The 20,440-nt window shown below is 30.1% G+C and carries 20 protein-coding genes; 12 read left to right on the forward strand and 8 right to left on the reverse strand.

Annotated elements, in window-relative coordinates:
• From JH146_RS04745 to JH146_RS04755, 4 genes are all read right to left on the reverse strand, one after another.
• Entirely contained in the window at window positions 1-2,235 is a 2,235-nt protein-coding gene (locus JH146_RS04745; protein WP_236953648.1) for a chemotaxis protein CheA, read from the reverse strand.
• 127 nt (window positions 2,236-2,362) lie between these two features.
• Window positions 2,363-2,932 carry an Hpt domain-containing protein gene (locus tag JH146_RS08810; RefSeq protein WP_236953649.1) on the reverse strand — a complete coding sequence of 190 codons (570 nt, stop codon included), beginning with the start codon at window positions 2,930-2,932 and terminating at the stop codon, window positions 2,363-2,365.
• A 3-nt stretch (window positions 2,933-2,935) separates the two neighbouring features.
• Complete coding sequence (locus tag JH146_RS04750; RefSeq protein WP_081874471.1) at window positions 2,936-4,051, reverse strand: protein-glutamate methylesterase/protein-glutamine glutaminase; 1,116 nt, start codon at window positions 4,049-4,051, stop codon at window positions 2,936-2,938.
• A gap of 29 nt (window positions 4,052-4,080) precedes the next feature.
• Window positions 4,081-4,530 (reverse strand): chemotaxis protein CheW, encoded by a 450-nt coding sequence (locus JH146_RS04755; protein WP_048201927.1) that lies wholly within the window; start codon window positions 4,528-4,530, stop codon window positions 4,081-4,083.
• Between the two features lie 468 nt (window positions 4,531-4,998).
• On the opposite strand from JH146_RS04755, the gene JH146_RS04760 reads away from it, so the two are divergent.
• Window positions 4,999-6,840 (forward strand): methyl-accepting chemotaxis protein, encoded by a 1,842-nt coding sequence (locus tag JH146_RS04760; protein ID WP_335328902.1) that lies wholly within the window; start codon window positions 4,999-5,001, stop codon window positions 6,838-6,840.
• Between the two features lie 44 nt (window positions 6,841-6,884).
• On the opposite strand, the gene JH146_RS04765 is transcribed toward JH146_RS04760, so the two are convergent.
• The 3 genes from JH146_RS04765 to JH146_RS04775 all read right to left on the reverse strand — a co-directional run bounded on the left by JH146_RS04765 (window position 6,885) and on the right by JH146_RS04775 (window position 9,091).
• Complete coding sequence (locus JH146_RS04765) at window positions 6,885-7,613, reverse strand: hypothetical protein (RefSeq protein WP_048201928.1); 729 nt, start codon at window positions 7,611-7,613, stop codon at window positions 6,885-6,887.
• Window positions 7,614-7,932: 319 nt separating this feature from the next.
• A complete protein-coding gene (locus JH146_RS04770) occupies window positions 7,933-8,475 on the reverse strand; it encodes a hypothetical protein (RefSeq protein ID WP_048201929.1) in 543 nt (180 codons plus the stop codon).
• 55 nt (window positions 8,476-8,530) lie between these two features.
• Window positions 8,531-9,091 carry a hypothetical protein gene (locus tag JH146_RS04775; protein WP_048201930.1) on the reverse strand — a complete coding sequence of 187 codons (561 nt, stop codon included), beginning with the start codon at window positions 9,089-9,091 and terminating at the stop codon, window positions 8,531-8,533.
• A 154-nt stretch (window positions 9,092-9,245) separates the two neighbouring features.
• On the opposite strand from JH146_RS04775, the gene JH146_RS04780 reads away from it, so the two are divergent.
• The 5 genes from JH146_RS04780 to JH146_RS04800 all read left to right on the forward strand — a co-directional run bounded on the left by JH146_RS04780 (window position 9,246) and on the right by JH146_RS04800 (window position 14,086).
• Entirely contained in the window at window positions 9,246-10,721 is a 1,476-nt protein-coding gene (locus tag JH146_RS04780) for a methyl-accepting chemotaxis protein (protein ID WP_048201931.1), read from the forward strand.
• Between the two features lie 123 nt (window positions 10,722-10,844).
• On the forward strand, window positions 10,845-11,882 hold the full coding sequence (locus JH146_RS04785) for a CheF family chemotaxis protein (RefSeq protein WP_048201932.1): 1,038 nt from the start codon (window positions 10,845-10,847) through the stop codon (window positions 11,880-11,882).
• Window positions 11,883-11,989: 107 nt separating this feature from the next.
• The gene (locus JH146_RS04790; RefSeq protein WP_048201933.1) at window positions 11,990-12,364 is read left to right on the forward strand and encodes a response regulator; all 375 of its coding nucleotides are present in this window, start codon (window positions 11,990-11,992) and stop codon (window positions 12,362-12,364) included.
• A 291-nt stretch (window positions 12,365-12,655) separates the two neighbouring features.
• Complete coding sequence (locus JH146_RS04795; RefSeq protein WP_048201934.1) at window positions 12,656-13,411, forward strand: chemotaxis protein CheC; 756 nt, start codon at window positions 12,656-12,658, stop codon at window positions 13,409-13,411.
• A gap of 63 nt (window positions 13,412-13,474) precedes the next feature.
• On the forward strand, window positions 13,475-14,086 hold the full coding sequence (locus tag JH146_RS04800; RefSeq protein WP_048201935.1) for a chemotaxis protein CheC: 612 nt from the start codon (window positions 13,475-13,477) through the stop codon (window positions 14,084-14,086).
• A gap of 24 nt (window positions 14,087-14,110) precedes the next feature.
• On the opposite strand, the gene JH146_RS04805 is transcribed toward JH146_RS04800, so the two are convergent.
• Window positions 14,111-14,962 (reverse strand): CheR family methyltransferase, encoded by an 852-nt coding sequence (locus JH146_RS04805; protein ID WP_081874473.1) that lies wholly within the window; start codon window positions 14,960-14,962, stop codon window positions 14,111-14,113.
• 230 nt (window positions 14,963-15,192) lie between these two features.
• Between JH146_RS04805 and JH146_RS08815 the strand changes: the two genes are divergently transcribed.
• The 6 genes from JH146_RS08815 (at window position 15,193) to ilvE (ending at window position 20,415) form a co-directional block, all read left to right on the forward strand.
• Window positions 15,193-16,089 carry a substrate-binding domain-containing protein gene (locus tag JH146_RS08815; protein WP_048201936.1) on the forward strand — a complete coding sequence of 299 codons (897 nt, stop codon included), beginning with the start codon at window positions 15,193-15,195 and terminating at the stop codon, window positions 16,087-16,089.
• A gap of 143 nt (window positions 16,090-16,232) precedes the next feature.
• Window positions 16,233-17,102 (forward strand): phosphate ABC transporter permease subunit PstC, encoded by an 870-nt coding sequence (gene pstC / locus JH146_RS04815; protein WP_048201937.1) that lies wholly within the window; start codon window positions 16,233-16,235, stop codon window positions 17,100-17,102.
• A gap of 3 nt (window positions 17,103-17,105) precedes the next feature.
• A complete protein-coding gene (pstA, locus tag JH146_RS04820; protein WP_048201938.1) occupies window positions 17,106-17,963 on the forward strand; it encodes a phosphate ABC transporter permease PstA in 858 nt (285 codons plus the stop codon).
• Between the two features lie 30 nt (window positions 17,964-17,993).
• Window positions 17,994-18,749 carry a phosphate ABC transporter ATP-binding protein PstB gene (pstB, locus tag JH146_RS04825; protein ID WP_048201939.1) on the forward strand — a complete coding sequence of 252 codons (756 nt, stop codon included), beginning with the start codon at window positions 17,994-17,996 and terminating at the stop codon, window positions 18,747-18,749.
• A gap of 23 nt (window positions 18,750-18,772) precedes the next feature.
• Window positions 18,773-19,444, forward strand: coding sequence for a phosphate signaling complex protein PhoU (gene phoU / locus JH146_RS04830; RefSeq protein WP_048201940.1), 672 nt, complete (start codon window positions 18,773-18,775; stop codon window positions 19,442-19,444).
• 104 nt (window positions 19,445-19,548) lie between these two features.
• Window positions 19,549-20,415: a branched-chain-amino-acid transaminase gene (gene ilvE, locus JH146_RS04835; protein ID WP_048201941.1), complete on the forward strand. Its 867-nt coding sequence runs from the start codon at window positions 19,549-19,551 to the stop codon at window positions 20,413-20,415.
• The last annotated feature ends 25 nt before the right edge of the window (window positions 20,416-20,440 follow it).

The following is a 20,440-nucleotide window of genomic DNA, read 5'->3' on the forward strand; positions in this document are numbered from 1 at the left end:
TTAAGCACTACTTAAATCCAATATCAACGCCACTCTACCGTCTCCAAGAATTGTTGCACCAGCAAGTCCGGGTATGTTCTTCAATATCCCAGTAAGTGATTTAACTACAATATCTTCCCTACCTATCACTTCATCTACAACCACTCCTAATTTCCCCCCACTTCTCTCAATAACCACTATAGTAAGTTCATCACCTCTTTCTTGTATGTATGACATGCCTAAGAAATCCTTAAGCCAAATTACCGGTATAATTTCATCTCTATATATTATAGCATTTGTACCTTCAATGTTTTTAATATCTTCTCTATTAATCATTGTAACATCTAAAACACTTGTGATAGGTATTGCATATACTTGATCAGCTAATTTCATCAATAATGCAGTAATAATCGCCATTGTTAGTGGTAATTTAAGCACAACCTTGGTTCCTTTTCCTTTTTCAGAATATACTACAACAGTTCCTCCAAGAGATTCAATTTTTGTTTTGACAACATCCATTCCTACTCCTCTACCAGAAACATCCGAAACTTTTTCTGCAGTACTAAATCCTGGCATGAATATTAGATTAATAGCCTCATGGTCTGATAATTTTTTCGCCTCTTCTTCAGATATAATACCTCTCTCAACAGCTTTTTTCCTAATTTTATCAGGGTCAATACCTTTACCATCATCCTCAACAATGATATTTACATGGTCTCTTTCTCTTTCAGCTATTAATTTTAAAACTCCTTTTCGTGGTTTTCCTACTTTTTCCCTCTCTTCTGGAGGTTCAATACCATGGTCAAGAGCATTTCTAATAAGGTGAACAAGTGGTTCAGCTAACTCATCTAACACTGTCCTATCAAGCTCAATATCAGTACCTTCCATTATAAACTCTACTTCTTTACCTAACGCCTTAGCAAGGTCTCTAACCATTCTTGGGAATCTGTTAAATACATATGCTACCGGAATCATCCTCATAGCCATTACTTCTTCCTGCAACTCATTAATCAACATACTTAATCTATTAATAGCATTATTTAATTCTTTTAATTGATATTTATTTGCAATTTGTGAGAAATTTGCCCTTGTAATTACCAATTCCCCAACAAGATTCATTAATTTATCTAATTTTTCAATATTTATCCTTATAGTTTGTGTTGATTTTTTCTCTTCTTTTTTGGCAGTTGTTGTTGGTTTTTTTGGTTCTGGTTTCTTTTCTTCTGATTTTTGCTGTTGTTGTGATTGAGGTTTAGTTTCTTCTTTTTGTTCAGATTTTTGTTCCTCTTCGGATTTAGAAGTTTCTTCTCCAGGAGCAATTATTTGAACATCCTTTATTTCAGGAACTTTCATTACACACTCTCTTATATCATCAACCTCATAACCTTCTTTTAGTTTCATATAAACTGTAAATTTTGTTCCATTAAATTCTCCATCTTGTATTGTTTCAATTGGAGGATTTGTTTTTACTATCTCACCGATATTTTGCAGCTCTTTAATAACCATATAAGCTCTTACCGCTCTTAAAAGACATTCGTCATCAAGAGTAACTACAACTTTATATGCATCTGGGATATCATCTTCAGTAGCCACTTCTTCCTGAGTTTCTTCCACTTCAATAACTTCCTCTTCAAATTCAATATCTACTGGAGATATTGCAATATAATCAATTTCAGGAACTGTTTCTAACTCTTTTTGTATTTCTTCAACACTTTTATCAGATAAAAACATTACTTCTAATTCTTCAAATGATTGTTCTTTTAATTCTCCTTCAGTAGGTGTTGAAAGTAGAATTTCTCCAATATTCTTTATCCTTGTTAATACCATAGACAATCTTGCAGATTTTAATGGGCATTCATCATCAACTTTGGCTTTTAAGTGATATAGCTTATAGCCACTATCTACTTTTTCTTTAATAATATCAACAAATTCGCTAAGGTCAAATTTTTCATGATTTAATTCTACTTCTATTTCAATTTCTTTTTCAATTTCTTTTATCTCTGGTTCTTTAGGAGATTGTGACTTTAATGCCTCTTCAATTCTACTACTTACTTCATCTACACTAATTCCTAATTCCCCAGCTTTTTTTCCTTTTTCTAAGCCAGATGCAATATCTTCAAGAATTTTTGTAATGTATTTTAAGGTCTCAAAAATCTTTTTATTTACTTTTACATCTTCATCCGATATTTGTTTTACAAATTCCTTAATTTTTATCATCAATGGTTTAAGGTCTGGGTCATCAACAACTTCTACCAAAGTACAGAAAATATCTACGGATTTATTTATGCTATTGATTATTTCATCAAGGTCTTCGGGAACTTCAAATTCTTCTTCGGATTCTTCCGGTAGTACTTCAATTTTCTCTTTAATAATTTTTTTAACTTTAACTGTAGTTTTTGGCGTTTTGTACTTTAATTTTATTCTTTTTATTTCTTTTTTTACATCCTTTTTTTCTTATTTCTTGATGTTGTTCTTTTTCAGAAGGTTTTGCAGTTTCTTCTTTAGGTTTCGATTCAGAAGGTTGAGACGATGGAGCTTCAGCAGATTGTGTAGCTCCACTAAGATATTTATCTTTAAGCTTTTTAATCTCTTCAATAATTGAATTTACATCAACAGATGTTTCTGTTTCTCCTGCTTTAACCTCATCAAGCATTGTTTCCAATGCATCCAAACATTTAAATAACATGTCAATAATCTCTGATGTTACAGGAATTTGACCATTTCTTATATAATCTAAAATATCTTCCATATGATGAGTTAATTCAGATATATGAGATAAACCAACAGTTCTTGCTCCTCCTTTTATAGTATGGGCTGACCTAAAAATTTGATTTATTAGGTCTAAATTTGTTGGGTCTTTTTCAAGTTCTAAAAGACACTCATTGATAGTTTGTATATGTTCTTCCGCTTCTTCAGCAAATATCTCTAAATATTCCTCCATCATATCTGTCATATATTATCCCCCCAATATCTCTTTACAGAACTTTACAATCGCTCTTGGGATTTCTGAGGGGGGGAGAACTAAATCAGCTATACCCAATTCTATCACAGCCTTTGGCATACCAAATACTACACATGTTTTTCCATCCTGAGCAATTATTTTTCCTCCTTTCTCTTTTATTTTCTTAAATCCATAAGCTCCATCCTTACCAATACCTGTTAATATAACCCCCACAGATTTTCCCCCATATATATTAGCTACTGCCTCAGCTGTAATATCTACTGCAGGTCGTGTTCCATTAACTTTTGGCATTTTGTTATCTAAAGAAATATAAACATTATCTCCCCTTTTGGTTAAAAGCATGTGGTAATCTCCGGGAGCTATATAAACATAACCTGGCATAACTCTTTCTCCATGTTCTGCCTCTTTAACATTAAGTTTTGAAACTTGATTTATTCTATCTGCAAATAATTTAGTGAATCCTGGTGGCATGTGCTGAACTACAAATATTGGTGGCATTCTTTTTGGTAATTTTGAAATAATCTCTGTAACTACTGGTGGTCCACCTGTTGATGAACCAATTATTACACACATTTCTTTTAATTTACTATCAGGAGCCATTAATTCTTCTGTAGCAGACGATATTTGTGAAACTGCAGTTTCCACTCTGTCCTCAGTAGCAGGTTTTGGTTTAGCAATTGTTGGAATCTTCTTAACCACTTTAGCTTTTGCAGCATGTTTAACTTTTTTAATTATATCTTCTCCAATCTTTCTAATATCTAATGAAATACTCCCTGAAGGTTTTGAGATAAAATCAACAGCTCCAGCTTCTAATGCTTCAAATGTAATTTTAGAACCTTCCTTTGTTAAAGCGGATAGCATTACAATTGGAGTTGGTCTTATTTCCATTATTTTTCTAACAGCCTCTAAACCATTCATTCTTGGCATTTCAACATCCATTGTAACTACATCTGGTTGTAATTTTTGAACAAGCTCAACAGCTTCAACTCCATCCTTTGCAGTTCCTATAACCTCTATCTCAGGGTCTGAATTTAAAATATCAGATATAACCTTCCTCATAAATGCAGAATCGTCAACAACAAGCACTCTAATTTTTTTATGTGATGTCATTATCCCACCTCACCTTATAACAATAAAAATTATATATCTAAATCTAACAAACTTGAAATATTTAGTAAAATTATCAATCTATTGTCTATTTTTATAATTCCTTCAATATAATCCCCACCTGTTGCTTTTTTTATAGTGGATACTGGAGTAATCTGGTCTGAAGTTATCTGCATAACATCATTAACACCATCAACTAAAATCCCAAATGTTTGTTGGTTGATTTCAATAACCATAACAAGTTTTTCATCTTTCTCATCTTCAATATTTTCATATACTCCCAATTTACCTTTTAAATCAATAATTGGTGTAATCTCCCCCCTAATATTTGTAACCCCAACTACATAACTTGGAGCGTTAGGAAGAGGGGTGATATCTGATTTATGCAACTTCAGCACTTCTCTAACTTCATCAACCCTTAATCCATATTCATTACTTCCCAATCTAAACACAACAATTTTCATAGTTTCAGATTCAACCATCTTTTCACCTCTTCAAAATAAAAATATGTAATTAAAAATTAAAAATTTTTTGGTTTGAATTTCCGATATTTACAATTGAAATAATTATGACAGGTTTGTTTTTTACTTTACTCAATAAGCATTAACTTAAGGTAAAGGTGAGCATTAATAAATCTGACGTAGTAAATTACCTTAGTTTTTTCTTTGAATTTAACATATTATCATAGTTTTAGATATTGGTGAAAAAGTCATTATGATTATAAATTATAGTATTATGTATGAAAATTTTTATATTTTTATATTTTGGATTTTTAGCTACACAAATATATACTCAAAAAATATACATATATGCAATGACCAAAATAACTAAATGTAATAAAGTTAATACAACAATCTTGTAATTTGTGTGGTTACTATGAGATTGATGTTTGTTAAGTTTTGTTGTATGTGTAGATATATAAGGTAAACAATACGCATCAGGAGGGGGGTGTGAAAGTGCTCAAAAATATCTCCGTAAAAACTAAAATTTTGTCTATCTTAGCAATTTTAGTACTTATTATTACAGGAGTGTCTTTGAATGTGGTAATGACACATGATGCTATGAAAAATGATGGGAAGGTAATCAATATTGCAGGAAAACAGAGAATGTTAATTCAAAAAATGACAAAAGAAGCTTTTATGATAGGTTCTGGACATGATGAATATAGAAAAACTTTAAAAGAAACTGCTGAACTTTTTGACAAAACATTAAATGGTTTAATATCAGGTAGTGAGGAATTAGGTCTCCCACCAGCTCCTGATAAAGTTAAGCCTCAACTTCTTAAAGTAAAGCAATTATGGGAGCCATTCTATGCAAAAATAAAAATAATATACACAAAAAATCCTGATGACCCAGAGTTTAAAGAGGCTTTGGACTACTTAGAAAAACATAATATGGAATTATTAGCAGAGATGAATAAAGCAGTTATGTTATATCAAGAACTATACGATAAAAAAATCAAATTTGCAAATGATGTAGCAATTGCATCTACCATATTAGGATTGTTAATTGGTGTTGTTTCAATAATCATAGTAAATAAAACAATATTAGAACCATTAAAAGAACTTGAAAGAATATCAAGCAAATTGGCAAACAGAGAGTATGGTATAAAGCAAAAAATAAAATTTGGTAATGATGAAATTGGAAAAATATTCGCAAATATTGAAAAAATATACCACAATTTAAAAGAAGATATGGAAGAGCAGAAAAAAGATAAAGAATTATTAAAAAAGATGTTTAATGAAATTATGGATGTTATGAAAAAAGTTGCCAATGGGGATTTAACTGCAAGACTAAAAGAGAAAAATGGAGGAGAAGTTGAGTTATACAAAGTCATTAACCGTGCATTGGATAACTTGACAAATATGATAAAAAATCTAAAAGAGCAGGTTGTTGAAGTAACTGAAGAAGTTAATACTGTTAAGGAAGAGCTAAATAGAGCAAGAGAAATCTCCGACCAAGTTGCCGATGCTGCTCAACAGGTAGCTACTGCAGCAACAGACCAATCAACCAAACTACAAGACATAACCCAAGAACTCGAAGAAACTACCAACATTGCAAAAGGAGTTTATGATTCAGCAATAAGTGGAGTTGAAGCTATAAATAACGTTGAAGAGAGCTCACAACTTGGTTTGGAAAAAGTGGAGCATGCAATTGAAACAATGCAGAGAATAGCTAATGTTATCGATGACTTAGGTAAAGCAATACAAGAGCTTGGAGATGAAAGTAAAAAAATCAATGAAATTACTGCATTAATTAAAGATATTGCCGAACAAACTGGATTGTTAGCTTTAAACGCTTCTATCGAAGCGGCAAGAGCTGGAGAAGCTGGAAGAGGTTTCGCGGTTGTAGCAAGTGAAATTAAAAGCTTAGCAGAAGAAATTGGTAAATCAGTAGATGATATTAACAAGACAATAACTGAAATTCAAAACAAAATTGGTAAAACTATAGATTTAGGATTAGCTGGAAAAGATGAAGTCGATAAAGGAGTTATAGCAATAGATGAAGTTAATAATGCATTCTTAAAGATTAAAGAAGCCGTTGATAAAGCAATGGAGAGAATAAACGAAATAAAAGAAGGAGCACAAAATGCAGCTGATAATATACAGAATGCTTTAAGAGATGTTCAAGATGTTGCTTCGATATCAGAAGAGTTTGCCGCTACAGCTGAGGAGTTAACTGCTTCAACTGAAGAATTGAATGGAGTAATAGAAGAAATAAGTAAAGCCGCAGAAAAAGTAGCTGAAATATCAAATCAACTTGCAGAATCTGCAAGTAAATTCAAAGCATAATTCTCTACTAAATCTTTTTATTTTTATTTTAAAAATTTAAAAAATTATGCATTTATACCTTCTTCAATTTCTACAAGATAGCTATCTATTTTAGTATTTAAATCATCTGCAATCTTTATAGCTTTATTTATACTTTCTTCCTCAAGGTTGTTTAAAATCTCTTTTATTTCATTAATTCCTTTATAAATTTCTTTTATTAGTTTTATAATATCAACTACCTTAACTCCTCCACTATCGAGTAAATCTGTAATCTTCTCTGACATTTTATCAATTTTTTCGGTAATATTATCAATTTCATTTGATAATTTATCCAATTTTGATGAATAATTGTTTGTATTTTCTATTATTATGTCCAATTTCTCAATAAATTCCATTTTTGAAGAATCGTATATTTGTTTAATTTTATCTGAAATTTGATTTATAGCATCTTCTGAGAGATTAACATATTTCATACTCTCTAATTTATCCAATATCTCCTTTAACATATTCTCAATTTTTTCATAATTGTTATTATTTATGGTATCAAGAATTTTATCTAATTTATTATTAATTTCTTTTATCTCATCAGAACATTGATTAATATCGACATTATTTTGATATTCTGGTTGTTGTTCAGGTTTTTTTTCATTAGATTGGGATTTTTCTGACTTTAATCTATTGTACATTTCAACTGCAATTTTTTCTAAATTTTTAACTCTATTAATTAAATTATCTTTGTCTTCTTTATTTTTTGCTTTTTTAGCAATTTCTTTTAATTTTTCTTCAAGCTCCATAAAAACCACCAAATAATATATAACACCTTAGTAAGGATTTTAAAAACAAAAATTAAATATCAAAATATAAAAATGTTCAATAAATTACATACAAAGTTTAAATACAGTTCTTTAATCTTTAATATTAATATTAGAAAATCAGTATTGATAATGTTTTTGTGTTTATTCTTATGTAGATTCGCTTATAGTGTTTTTCAAAAGTAATTAAAATTTACTAATGAATTATATATAAACCTCTACGGGGTTTATAAATACCTTTTTCTACATTAAGTTTTGAAAAACACTATAGTTATCCTAAACAAAACAAAATAAAATAGAATTAAAAGATTTTGTTAAAATTAATTAACATATTCACAATTGTCATAATTGTGACCATATATACCAATATTCTTGTAGATTTTAGATTCTCAAATAACATTTTTTGATTTTTATTAATAGATTTTAAAGTATTTGATAACATCTCCAATTTTTTACTATTATTTTTTATACCTTCCTCAATTCTATGATATCTATTATTCAGCCTAACTGATGAAACTTCTAAAGAATTTTTTATATTTAACATTTCGTTATTTATATCATACACAATATTATTTGTGTCTTCAATAGATTTTCTCATAAGCTCCATATATGAAAAGTAATCGTTTAATTTTTTCTCCAATTCTTGAAGTTCAACAATCGAAATATTCATTTTTTCATTTGTAATGTTCAAGCCATACTGTATCTCTGCCACATAACTATTAATCTCAGAAATTAGCATGTCAAGTTTTGTTAAAATATCATCAATAATTATTTCTGATTCTAATAAATCATTATCTAACTTATTCAATACATTATTTCCCCAATCCAATTTCTTATCTACCATACAAAACCACCCCTACACATAGAGCCATAAAAATTAGTCTAATATTTAGCAATATTTATTTATTTTCATCTATCATGCTGTCAATTTCCAATAGCAATTCTTTTAGCCTGTTCTCTAATGCTTGATTTTTATTAATTAATTCATTCAATTTCTCTTTGTTATTCTTAATAATACTAAAAACTTTTTCAAATTCAGATATTACTTCATTTGATATCTCAGTATTGACAAATTTTAACTTAGATATAGTATCATCCAACTTAGACATAGAGTTTACGTGTTTATCAATTTCTGAATTTAGATTTTTTGTTATTTTTTCAACATTATCCAAAACATGTGTTAAATTTTCTAAATTCTCCACGAATTTTTCGAGAATTATAGGGTTAATTTCCCCTCCATTCTTATATCGCTCCAACATTGAGTAATATTTTTCTTCTACAATGTTTAAAGTTTTTTCAACATTATCTAAAACTGATGATAGTTGAGCTATTAAATCAGCCATGTCTTCATTTCCTTTTCTAAAATCTTTGGCACTTTTTAGTAAATACCTAATAGATTCATCTAATTTTATAGCAATATCTAAATTATTTTTATTATTTTTATTTTGAGAACTTTCCATATATAAACACCTCAAATTATTGCAATATTCATTATTATCTTAATTAACAAATAATATATATTACTTAAGCATATTAATTATTATATATGATTTCTATTATTACAAAAAACCTGCCGTAATATGTTGTATAAGGTGGAAGGAATAGGTGAAAGGAATGAATCTTAATGTTAAAACAAAGATTTTAATAATAATTGGGGGATATATTGCCTTAATAGTTTTGTTCTCAGTTTTTATGCTACATTCATCAAAAGACACTATATTTAAATTGATAACTATATTCAATATATTAGCGTTTATTTTGGGAGGAGTTTTTATCCTAATAATGAAAAAGACTGTATTTGACCAACTATCTGAGCTTGAAAGAATTACAAAAGAATTCGCTGAAGGTAAAACAGATATAAAAAGGAATTTAAAAATAAAATTCAATAAAAATGATGAGATTGGAAGAATATACTATAACATAAAAGAAGTGTATTTAAACTTTAAAAGTAAGGTAGAAGAAGTGGAAAAAAGTAGAAATGAATTAAGGAAGTTACTAAAAGAGATAGGAAATGTTATGAATGTTATAATCAACGGAGATTTAACTGCAAGAATGGATGAAAGTGGAGAAAGGAATAGAGTTCAAAAATTGATTAATAGGGCTCTTGATAAACTTTCAATGATGGTTCGTGAATTGATAGATAATGTTGCTAAATTAGAAGATGAAATTAGAAGAGCTAACGAAGAAGTAGAAAGATTAAAAGAAACCTCCGACCAAATAGCGGATGCCGCTCAACAGGTAGCTACTGCAGCAACAGACCAATCAAACAAACTACAAGATTTAACGCAGGAATTAGAGCATACTGCAAAACTTTCAGAAGATACACTAAAAGCTGCTGAAGAAGGAGTTATAGCGATAAATGAAGTAGAAGAAAAATCAAATGAAGGAGTTAAAAATGTAGAAAATGCCATTGAGACTATGCAGAGAATAGCTAATGTTATCGATGACTTAGGTAAAGCTTTAGAAGAGTTAGGTAAAAAGAGCCAAAAAATCAACGAAATTACTGCATTAATTAAAGATATTGCCGAACAAACTGGATTGTTAGCTTTAAACGCTTCTATCGAAGCGGCAAGAGCTGGAGAAGCTGGAAGAGGTTTCGCGGTTGTAGCAAGTGAAATTAAAAGCTTAGCAGAGGAAATAGGCAAATCAGTTGAAGATATCAACAGAACTGTTGAGGAAATCAGGAAAGCTATTGAAAAAACTATTGATTTAGGGTTAACTGGAAAGAATGAGGTTGATAAAGGAGTTATAGTAATAGATGAAGTTAATAATGCATTCTTAAAGATTAAAGAAGCTGTTGATAAAACTAAGGAAGTTATTGAAAATATCAAAAATGCCGCAAAAACCTCTGCAGATAATGTTGAACAAGCTTTAAGAGATGTTCAAGATATTGCCTCAATATCAGAAGAGTTTGCCGCTACAGCTGAGGAGTTAACTGCTTCAACTGAAGAATTGAATGGAGCAATTTCAGCCTTTAGAGATATAATAGCTGATGTAGAAGAAACTGCTAAACAGGCAGCAGAGTTAGCCAATAGGTTCAAAGTTGATAGGACACGTAAGATAGCAAATATTTCTGATGCTCAATCTTAACTTAAAAATTTTTTAGTATTTGTATCTATATTTAAACACAATATGGTAATTGATAAATTAATAATGTTTAAATACATAATTGCCAAATAGCAACATATAGCATCTCTCTAATTAGGTGATGGTATGGCAAAGAAATCTAAAGAAGTTACAAGATTTCATGGAAAAGGAATTCTGCTAAACCAATATACAATAAAAAATCCTGTTTTAAAATGGGAAAAGCTTGATATTATATTATATGAAGATAAAATTGAATTCAAATTTTCAAATAAAACAGTAGAAGTGGAAACCCAATATATAGAAGATGTAGGGGCTGATTTACCAAGAAGAGCGATAGAAGTCGCTAAATCATCATTAGAAGATATTACTTATCATTCTTCCATAACTTTTCGCCCACCTGAATCAGACAAGACAATGATTGGATTCGCCCCAGAAACCTCAATATATGGAAGAAAACCCATAGAAAACTTCTTAAGAAAAGTTTTTTATGTGTTATTAAATAAAAAAGAGATAAAGATTCAATATGGTGCTATAAAAGGAGGAAGTATTGACCCAAATGTTAAATGGGAGGATGGATATTTAATATTTGTTCAAAGAAAAAGTGCATTATCCAGTGGAGAAATATTGGCAGTGGCTGTTTTAGAGAATGGAAAGCCTAAAGTCTATAACTTATTTACCAATATTGAATCTATAAGGATAAAAACTAAACTTATAGATGATAAAGAAGAAGAAGTTTTGGAGATAAAACAAATAAAGGCTAATGAAAGTATAACCTCTTATTTATATATTGAAAAAAGGGAAAGACTATTCGTGCTTAGATATATTGCAACACTTACTAAATATAAAAATACTGTAAAAGATTTACTTCCAAAATCAGAAGATGAGTTAAGTTCAGAATTCGCAGCTGAAAGCTGGTCTGGAGAAAAAATAAAAAGTGAAGTTGAAAAATTAACTCCTGAAGAGCAAGAAATACTAATGGCGTTATATACTGGAATTTCCCCACTCGAACTTCCAAACATGTTAAATATGGATGTTGATGAGGTGGAGAGAATATTAGATGACTTAATAGAAAAAGGACTATTAAATCTTGTTAGAATTAGAAAAGAAGTTGAGTTGTCTGAAAAAGGTAGAGCAATAACCAACTATATTGTAACAAACTTCTAAAAATATTTGAAAATTTTAAAAATTTTAATAAGGAAAGATTATTTATACATAAAACACTTAAAAATAAATAATACATATAATATCAAAAATAAGACTTAGGTGATAAAATGGCAAATATTGTAAAAACATTAGTGGTAGATGACTCAGCATTCATGAGGAATATTTTAAAGAAAATATTAACACCAACTGGTAAGTTTGTAGTTATAGGGGAAGCTTCAAATGGAAAAGAAGCTATTGAAAAAGCTAAAGAATTACAGCCAGATTTAATAACTATGGATATAGTTATGCCAGAAATGGATGGAATTACCGCTACAAGAGAGATTAAAAAGATACTGCCGAATGTAAAAGTTGTTATGTGTACTTCAATTGACCAAGAAAAGAAAGTTATTGAAGCTATTGAAGCTGGCGCAGACGGATATATTGTAAAACCATTCCAAGCTCAAAAAGTTCTTGAAGAATTAAATAAGCTTTTCCCTGATTAATTTTAATTTATTATTTTATAACTGCTATTCTTTCAATTTATATTACTCAAATATTATATCCCATTTGAGTTCAATATATCTAAAGATGATTGTAGTATTATATATTTAGAGAAACTAATATAAGAATGAAAATATATTGGAATAATATAAAAGAACAAAAGAATTTCAATAAGACTTTCGCAGTTTATATATGAACTCTAAGAATTTAGATGCCTTTAGACATTAATATTCAATAAAACATTTAATTCCTGCGAAAATCCTATTCAAAAATATGTGCAACGTGTGAGATGTATGAAATATGGAAATGTTGAAATTTCCCCGAAATCCTGGGAAGTTATAGTGAAAACCATTATTGAAACCACGTTGGGGGATAATAACATGTCTTCAAATTCCAGTATTATTAACAATTTTGATTTAGATGGATTGAGTAAAATCGAAGATGTGGGAAAATATGCTTCAGAAAAAGCTATGAAATTTATCTCTGAAATGACTGGATACTCAGCCGAATTAAAGGTATTTAATATTAGGTTGGTTACCCCAAAAGAAATAAAAGAAGAATATGGCGATGATAAAAAAATATTTACAAGAATTGATTTTACAGGAGATATTAATGGAACTGGTGTATTAATTTTCTCTGAAGATTCTGCTATAAAGCTGTCTAAAGCCATGCTTTTAGGAATGGGAATGGAGTCAGATACTGATGAAATGGACGATATGAAAATATCTGCAATTAATGAAATATGCAACATACTCATATCTGCATATGTAGATTCGTTTGCAAACTTTATGAATACTGCATTAACTATGTCTCCACCATCGTTTATTGAAGGTTCTGGAAGAGAACTATTAGAAAAAATATTTAATGAGAAAAATATAGGCGATGATGATATAATTATGGCCTTTAGGTCAACATTGCATATATGTGAAGTAGGAACTGGTTTTGATGTATTGATTGTATTGCCACACGACTCTGTAAGCATATTATTTGATGCTATAAATAAAGGCAATGTTAAAGATAAATTAAGTGCAAAATATGAAAACCAATAAATTTTTTATTATTTTATTTATTTTTAACTTTAACAATTACACTAACTCAATAACGTGATAATTATGAGTTTAATAAAACCTATCAATAAGTTAATAGAGCTTGGTAAAGAAGCTACTGAAAATATGGCAAGGTCATTTATGGAATTAACTGGAGAAAATGTTGAAGTATATTTTTTAGGTTTAAGATTTGCTTTAGTAGAGTTTGTTCCTGAACAGTTCGGAGATGAACCCTATAAAGCTGTAAGAATTGATTTTAATGGGGTTCTTAGTGGCAAAAGTTTAATCTTATTGCCCGAAAAAGATTCTATAAAACTTGAAAAGCTAATGCTTATCGACATTCTTTGGGACAGCATGGTCAGTAAATCAGACCTTCCTAATTATGAAGAGATGGAAAGTGCACTAATTGGGGAAGTTGGAAATATTGTTATATCTGCATTTCTAAATGTTTTTGCAAATGAACTTAATGGGGTTATAGATATAACACCCCCAACATTTATAAAAGAAATGGGTTTTACAATAGTTGAGTCATTAATTACAGAAATAGCTGAAAAAACTGATGTAGTTATGTTATTTGACACAAAAGTTGAAATTGTTGGGAGATTTCCAATAAAATGTTATCTAATAATTGTTATTGACCCGGATTCAATTAAAAAATTAGATAGTATCCTTAAATAATATCGCTAATCTAAATAATAATTTTTATTCTTTGGGTTTCTGATAAATTCTTTCTCTTGCATTATATGTTTTGAATAATTTTTTTGCTTCTCCATGAAGTATTTCAGTTTTTCCAAGTATCAAAAATCCACCAGGATTTAATGCTTCATAAAATTTCAGAAAAATTTCTTCCTGAATCTTTTTATCAAAATAAATAATTACATTTCTACATAATACCATATCCATATTTTTTAATGGAGGGTCTTTTATGAGGTCATGATATTGAAATCTTACAAATTTTTTTAATGTATTTTTTATCATATACTCCTCATCATTGAGTTTTATGAAATATTTTTCTATAATCTGAGGTGGTAAATTTTTTAGCTGTTTTGCTTGATATACTCCTCTTTTTGCTTTAGCAAGAATTTCTCGGTCTATATCTGTGGCTGTTATTGATACGTTTAGTAATTTTCTTTTATGTTTCTCCATTGCTTCACTTAAAATAATTGCTACACCGTAAGGTTCTTCTCCCGAAGAACATCCAGCACTCCATATTCTTATCTTTCTTATTCTTCTATCCGCTACCCACTCGTCTATGATTTTTTGTATTTCATTATATACAGTAATATCCCTCCAAAATTCTGTAACATTAACTGTTAAAGTTTCAGCCAATTCTTCATTTTCATCACTATGGCTTTTTAAGTATTCGTAATATTCTTTGAATGTCTTACATTTAGTAGCTTTCATTCTTACTCTAATCCTTCTCATAATATAACTATCTTTATATTGAGTAACATCTATTTTTAATACATTTTTGATATGATTTAATATTCTTTTAAAATACATTTGCTCTATAGAGTCGAGTCTTTCAGTACTATTATTTACACCTATTGCCATGCTATCCCATTTTCTTTTAAGACAAATATTAAACATCTTATATTTTTTGTTAGAGCTAATATATATAACTTAGAGATAAAATTTAAGAGCAATTTTTAATTAAAATATTCATATATTTCGTGATTATTAAAATCAAAATGTTCATAAAATATGAACTTTAATTCAAAATGGAAAACTTTATATACCACAAATGTATAGGTTTTAGATGACAAAGTTCTGAAGGTGGTGTTGTGAAGAAGCTATTAGCTTTAATCTTTGGGATAATTTTAATTACTCCAATCGTTAGCTTAACTGGATGTGTTGGTGGTGGAAATTCAGAAAATTCAGTTAATGATTGGTCAAAAGCTCCTATAAACGTATATACAAGAGACCCAGAAAGTGGAACAAGAGAAGTTTTCTGGGAAAAGGCGTTAGATAAAGGAGATATAACAAAAAAAGCTGTTGTTGTTCCTTCAAATGGAGCAATGAAGAGTGCTATAGCTCAAGATAAGTACGGTATAGGTTACTTATCAATCGGTTACTTGGATAGCTCAGTTAAAGCTGTTAAGTTTGAAGGTATAGAACCTACAGAAGAGAATGTTAGAAACGGTAAATACCCAATTTCAAGAAAACTTCACATGTATGTAAATAAAAACCTGAAAGATAAAGACCCAGAAAAATATGAGCTTGTTATGGAATTTATAAAGTTTGTTCAAAGTAAGGAAGGGCAGGAGATTGTAAAGAAAGAAGGATACATCCCACTACCAAATCCACAACCATACCAAAAGAAAGAAGGGCTTAAAGGAGAGATTAAGATTGCCGGTTCAACTACAGTAGAACCAATAGCTGCTGAATGTGCTAAGAGATTTATGCAAATGTATCCAAATGTTAAGATAACTGTAAGCGGTGGAGGTTCAGGGTTTGGTATTAAACAAGTTGGTGAAGGGTTGGTTGATATTGGAGACGCTTCAAGAGATGCTACACCAGAAGAGATTGAAAAATATAATTTAGAAGACCATGTTGTTGGAATGGATGGAGTAGCTATAATAGTAAATCCAGCAAACCCAATAGATAACTTAAACAAAGAACAAGTTAAGAAAATATTTGCTGGAGAGATAACAAGCTGGGGGCAAGTGTTAGGACAATAAATTAACATCCAATTAACATTTTGACTTTTTTAGTTTTTTATCATAATTTAAAACTATGATAAATTTTAAATAAACTTTTTATAGTATTAATTTAATTAAGAACTGAAGCTAATTTAAAAGTAAACTCAATTCATGGTGGGTTTATGAAAAGAGTGAGCGAAATAATTATAGAAAATCTTATTAAGATATTTGCAGCATTTTCAAGTTTCATAGTTCTTGGAATTATTATTTTTTTATTAACTAATGGATTGCCAGTCTTTAATTATATAGACCCTATAAGCTTTATATTCGGTATGAATTGGAATCCATACTATGGAGAGTTTGGAATATTTCCAATGATTGTTGGTAGTTTTTGCGTAACTATTTTGGCATTATTGTTTGCTGTTCCATTAGGTGTTGGGTGTGCAATATATTTAGCTGAAATAGCCCCTGAGAGAGTTAGAGATATTTTAAAGCCAGCAATTGAGATATTAACTGCTATCCCATCAGTCGTTTATGGTTTCATTGGGATGGTTTTACTTGTTCCTTGGATTAGAGAGGCATTTAATGTAAATCCAGGATTTAGCTGGTTTGCTGCATCTATAATCTTAGCAATTATGATTCTACCAACAATTACATCAATATCTGAAGATGCTATAAGAAGTGTTCCACAAAGTATAAAGGAAGGGAGCTTAGCTTTAGGAGCTACCCACTGGCAAACAATAAAAAATGTCATTATTCCAAGCTCATTAAGTGGGATTTTAGCAGGGACTATATTAGGAATGGGTAGAGCAATAGGAGAGACGATGGCTGTTTTGATGGTCGCAGGAAACTGGCCTTTAATTCCAAAGTCCATATTCGACCCAGTAAGACCTTTAACTTCTCACATTATCTTGCATATAAAAGAGGCCGTAGTTGGAAGCCCTATTTACTATGCAATGTTTGCATGTGGAATTGTTCTATTTGTAATAGTTGTTGGATTAAACATCATATCACAATACTTAGAGAAAAAATATAGAATAAAATGGGGATAATCCATGATTAATCCTAAGTTAGAAGAAAAAATTGCATTTGCTCTATTAAGAGCTTGTGGACTTGTTGTAATTTCAGTTTTGTTTATTATGGTAGGGTATTTATTCATAAAAGGCATTGGAGCTATAAATCTTGAGTTATTCTTTGGAGAAGCTAATCCAATAGACGTTATAATTGGTAAAGAAATAGCTTATGATGGAATTTGGTATGCAATATTAGGGACGTTTGCTTTAGTCACATTAGCAGTCTTATTCTCTATACCGTTTGGAATATTAGGAGCTATTTATCTTCATGAATATGCTGGAGATAGCAAACTCGCAAGAATTATAAGATTTTCAACAGATTGCTTAGCTGGTTTACCATCAATTGTCTTTGGTTTGTTTGGGTTTTCAATTGCAATTGCTACAAAAATTGGTCCTTGTTTGTTAATTGGGGGCTTAACTCTATCATTTATGATTCTTCCTATTATAATGAGAACCACTGAAGAGGGATTAAAATCTATCCCCCCAGGATTAAGAGAGGGAAGTTTAGCATTAGGAGCTACAAAGTGGCAAACAATAAGGCATGTTGTATTGCCAGCAGCTTTACCTCAAATAATAACAGGGATTATCTTAGGAATTGGTAGAAGTGCTGAAGAAACAGCTGCTATTATGTTCACTGCCGCAACAGCATTTTCATATTCAATTGGTCTATTTGACCAAGTAGAAGCTTTACCATACACACTATATATCTTAGCAACTGAATACACTTCACAGCAGGAATTACAGATGGCTTATGGTGTAGCTTTCATTTTGGTAGTTATGATGTTCTTTATATTTGGAATTGCAAGCTATATAAGAAAAAAATACACAATAAAATACTAAAACTTACAAAATATTGTTAGGGGGAATAAAATGAAAGTAAAAATGGAAGCTAAAAACCTAAACCTCTGGTATGGTGAAAAACAAGCTCTATTTGATATTAACTTACCAATCTATGAAAATAAAATCACTGCTTTAATTGGTCCGAGTGGTTGTGGAAAATCAACATTTTTAAGATGCTTAAATAGAATGAACGATTTAATTAAAGGAGTTAGGATTGAAGGAGATGTTTTATTGGATGGAAAAAACATATATGACAAAGATGTTGATGTTGTTGAACTAAGGAAGAGAGTGGGAATGGTTTTCCAAAAACCAAACCCATTTCCAATGAGTATTTATGATAATGTAGCTTACGGCCCAAGAATTCACGGAATTAAAGATAAAAAAGAATTGGATAAGATTGTTAAATGGGCTCTAAAAAAAGCTGCTCTTTGGGATGAAGTTAAAGACAACTTAGATAAATCAGCTTTAAGCTTATCTGGTGGGCAGCAGCAGAGGTTGTGCATAGCAAGAACTATAGCGGTGAAACCAGAAGTAATTTTGATGGATGAACCAACATCTGCCTTAGACCCAATATCAACATTGAAGATAGAGGAGTTGATGGTTGAATTAGCTAAGGATTATACAATTGTTGTTGTTACCCACAACATGCAGCAAGCAAGTAGGGTCTCAGATTACACTGCCTTTTTCTTAATGGGTAAGTTAATTGAGTTTGGAGAGACAGAGCAGATATTCTTAAATCCACAGAGAAAAGAAACAGATGACTATATTAGCGGTAGATTTGGTTAAAATTCTTTAAAAGGTGAATTACAATGGTAAAAAAATTTGATGAAGTATTAAAAGAGATAGAAGAGGATTTAATGAAGATGGCTGATTTATGTGTTGAACAGATAGAAGATGCTATAAAAGCATTTACAGAGGGGGATATAGAACTTGCTAAACAGGTTAGAAAGAAAGATAATGAGATAGATTTAATGGAAATTGAGATTGAAGATAAGTGTGTTAAAGCTATTGCTTTATATCATCCAGTATCTGGAGACTTGAGAGAGTTGATGACAGCCATTAAAATATCTTCAAAATTAGAGAAAGTTGGGGATAATGCATCAAAGATATGTAAAATATTGCTAAAATCCAATATGGAAGGGAAGAGGAAAAATGAATTACTAATTGTTATGAAAGATTATTTAGTCAATATGCTAAGAAATGCTATGATTTCATTTAAAAATAGAGATGAGAAATTAGCAAGAGATGTTTATGAGATGGATAAAAGGTTGGATGATTTGTATGAACAGTTATACAGAAGTATGATAAGCAAAATCCTTGAAGACCCAAAAAATTTAACTTTAGCTACTGAGATAATCTTTGCTGCTAAATATTTAGAGAGGAGTGGGAATATCGTTGCTTCAATAGGGGATAGAGTAGTTTATATGATTACAGGGGAGAGGATAAAAGAGGAAGAATTAGAAGAAAAAATGAATCAATAACTTTTTTGTATATTTTTGTATATATTGACAATTCTCTAACAATAAAAATTTTATATTATTTTTTTAATTATTTTTATTTTGCATAGCCAACTAAAGGTGAGGTTATGAAAATCTACTTAAACGGAAAATTTGTTGATGAAGAGGATGCAAAGGTTTCTGTGTTTGACCATGGTTTATTATATGGAGATGGAGTTTTTGAAGGAATTAGGGCTTATGATGGCGTTGTTTTCATGTTAAAAGAGCACATAGATAGATTGTATGATTCAGCAAAATCTCTCTGCATAGATATTCCATTAACAAAAGAAGAGATGATTGATGTTGTTTTAGAGACATTGAGAGTTAATAATCTGAGAGATGCCTATATAAGATTAGTTGTTACAAGGGGTGTTGGTGATTTAGGGTTAGACCCAAGAAAGTGTAAAGAACCAACTATTTTCTGTATAGCAATTCCTATGCCTCCTTTGTTGGGAGAAGATGGGATTAGAGTTATAACCGTCTCAGTTAGAAGATTGCCCGTAGATGTTTTAAATCCAGCTGTTAAATCTCTAAATTATTTAAACAGTATATTGGCAAAGATTCAGGCAAACTATGCTGGAGTTGATGAGGCATTTTTATTAGATGATAAAGGGTTTGTTGTTGAAGGGACTGGAGATAACATATTTGTAGTTAAAAATGGTGTTTTAAAGACCCCTCCTGTCTATGCAAGTATCTTAAAGGGAATCACAAGAGATGTTGTTATAAAATTAGCTAAAGAAGAGGGTATTGAAGTCGTTGAAGAACCATTAACTTTACATGATTTATACACTGCTGATGAACTCTTTATCACAGGAACAGCTGCTGAGATAGTGCCTGTCTTTGAGATAGATGGTAGAGTTATAAACAACAGACAAGTTGGAGAAATTACTAAAAAATTAAAAGAGAGATTTAAGGAGATTAGAACAAAATGGGGAATAAAGATTTATGATGAATAAAAAAATTTAAAAAAGTTAAAAAAAT

Source organism: Methanocaldococcus bathoardescens (assembly GCF_000739065.1).
GTDB classification, from domain to species: Archaea; AGJL01; Methanococci; order Methanococcales; family Methanocaldococcaceae; genus Methanocaldococcus; species Methanocaldococcus bathoardescens.

Coding starts and splice junctions, on each gene's coding strand:
- JH146_RS08810 (WP_236953649.1), bottom strand. CDS start 2,932: ATGACAGATATGATGGAGGAATATTTAGAGATATTTGCTGAAGAAGCG.
- JH146_RS04750 (WP_081874471.1), bottom strand. CDS start 4,051: ATGACATCACATAAAAAAATTAGAGTGCTTGTTGTTGACGATTCTGCA.
- JH146_RS04755 (WP_048201927.1), bottom strand. CDS start 4,530: ATGGTTGAATCTGAAACTATGAAAATTGTTGTGTTTAGATTGGGAAGT.
- JH146_RS04765 (WP_048201928.1), bottom strand. CDS start 7,613: ATGGAGCTTGAAGAAAAATTAAAAGAAATTGCTAAAAAAGCAAAAAAT.
- JH146_RS04770 (WP_048201929.1), bottom strand. CDS start 8,475: ATGGTAGATAAGAAATTGGATTGGGGAAATAATGTATTGAATAAGTTA.
- JH146_RS04775 (WP_048201930.1), bottom strand. CDS start 9,091: ATGGAAAGTTCTCAAAATAAAAATAATAAAAATAATTTAGATATTGCT.
- JH146_RS04780 (WP_048201931.1), top strand. CDS start 9,246: ATGAATCTTAATGTTAAAACAAAGATTTTAATAATAATTGGGGGATAT.
- JH146_RS04785 (WP_048201932.1), top strand. CDS start 10,845: ATGGCAAAGAAATCTAAAGAAGTTACAAGATTTCATGGAAAAGGAATT.
- JH146_RS04790 (WP_048201933.1), top strand. CDS start 11,990: ATGGCAAATATTGTAAAAACATTAGTGGTAGATGACTCAGCATTCATG.
- JH146_RS04795 (WP_048201934.1), top strand. CDS start 12,656: ATGAAATATGGAAATGTTGAAATTTCCCCGAAATCCTGGGAAGTTATA.
- JH146_RS04800 (WP_048201935.1), top strand. CDS start 13,475: ATGAGTTTAATAAAACCTATCAATAAGTTAATAGAGCTTGGTAAAGAA.
- JH146_RS04805 (WP_081874473.1), bottom strand. CDS start 14,962: ATGGCAATAGGTGTAAATAATAGTACTGAAAGACTCGACTCTATAGAG.
- pstC (WP_048201937.1), top strand. CDS start 16,233: ATGAAAAGAGTGAGCGAAATAATTATAGAAAATCTTATTAAGATATTT.
- pstA (WP_048201938.1), top strand. CDS start 17,106: ATGATTAATCCTAAGTTAGAAGAAAAAATTGCATTTGCTCTATTAAGA.
- pstB (WP_048201939.1), top strand. CDS start 17,994: ATGAAAGTAAAAATGGAAGCTAAAAACCTAAACCTCTGGTATGGTGAA.
- phoU (WP_048201940.1), top strand. CDS start 18,773: ATGGTAAAAAAATTTGATGAAGTATTAAAAGAGATAGAAGAGGATTTA.
- ilvE (WP_048201941.1), top strand. CDS start 19,549: ATGAAAATCTACTTAAACGGAAAATTTGTTGATGAAGAGGATGCAAAG.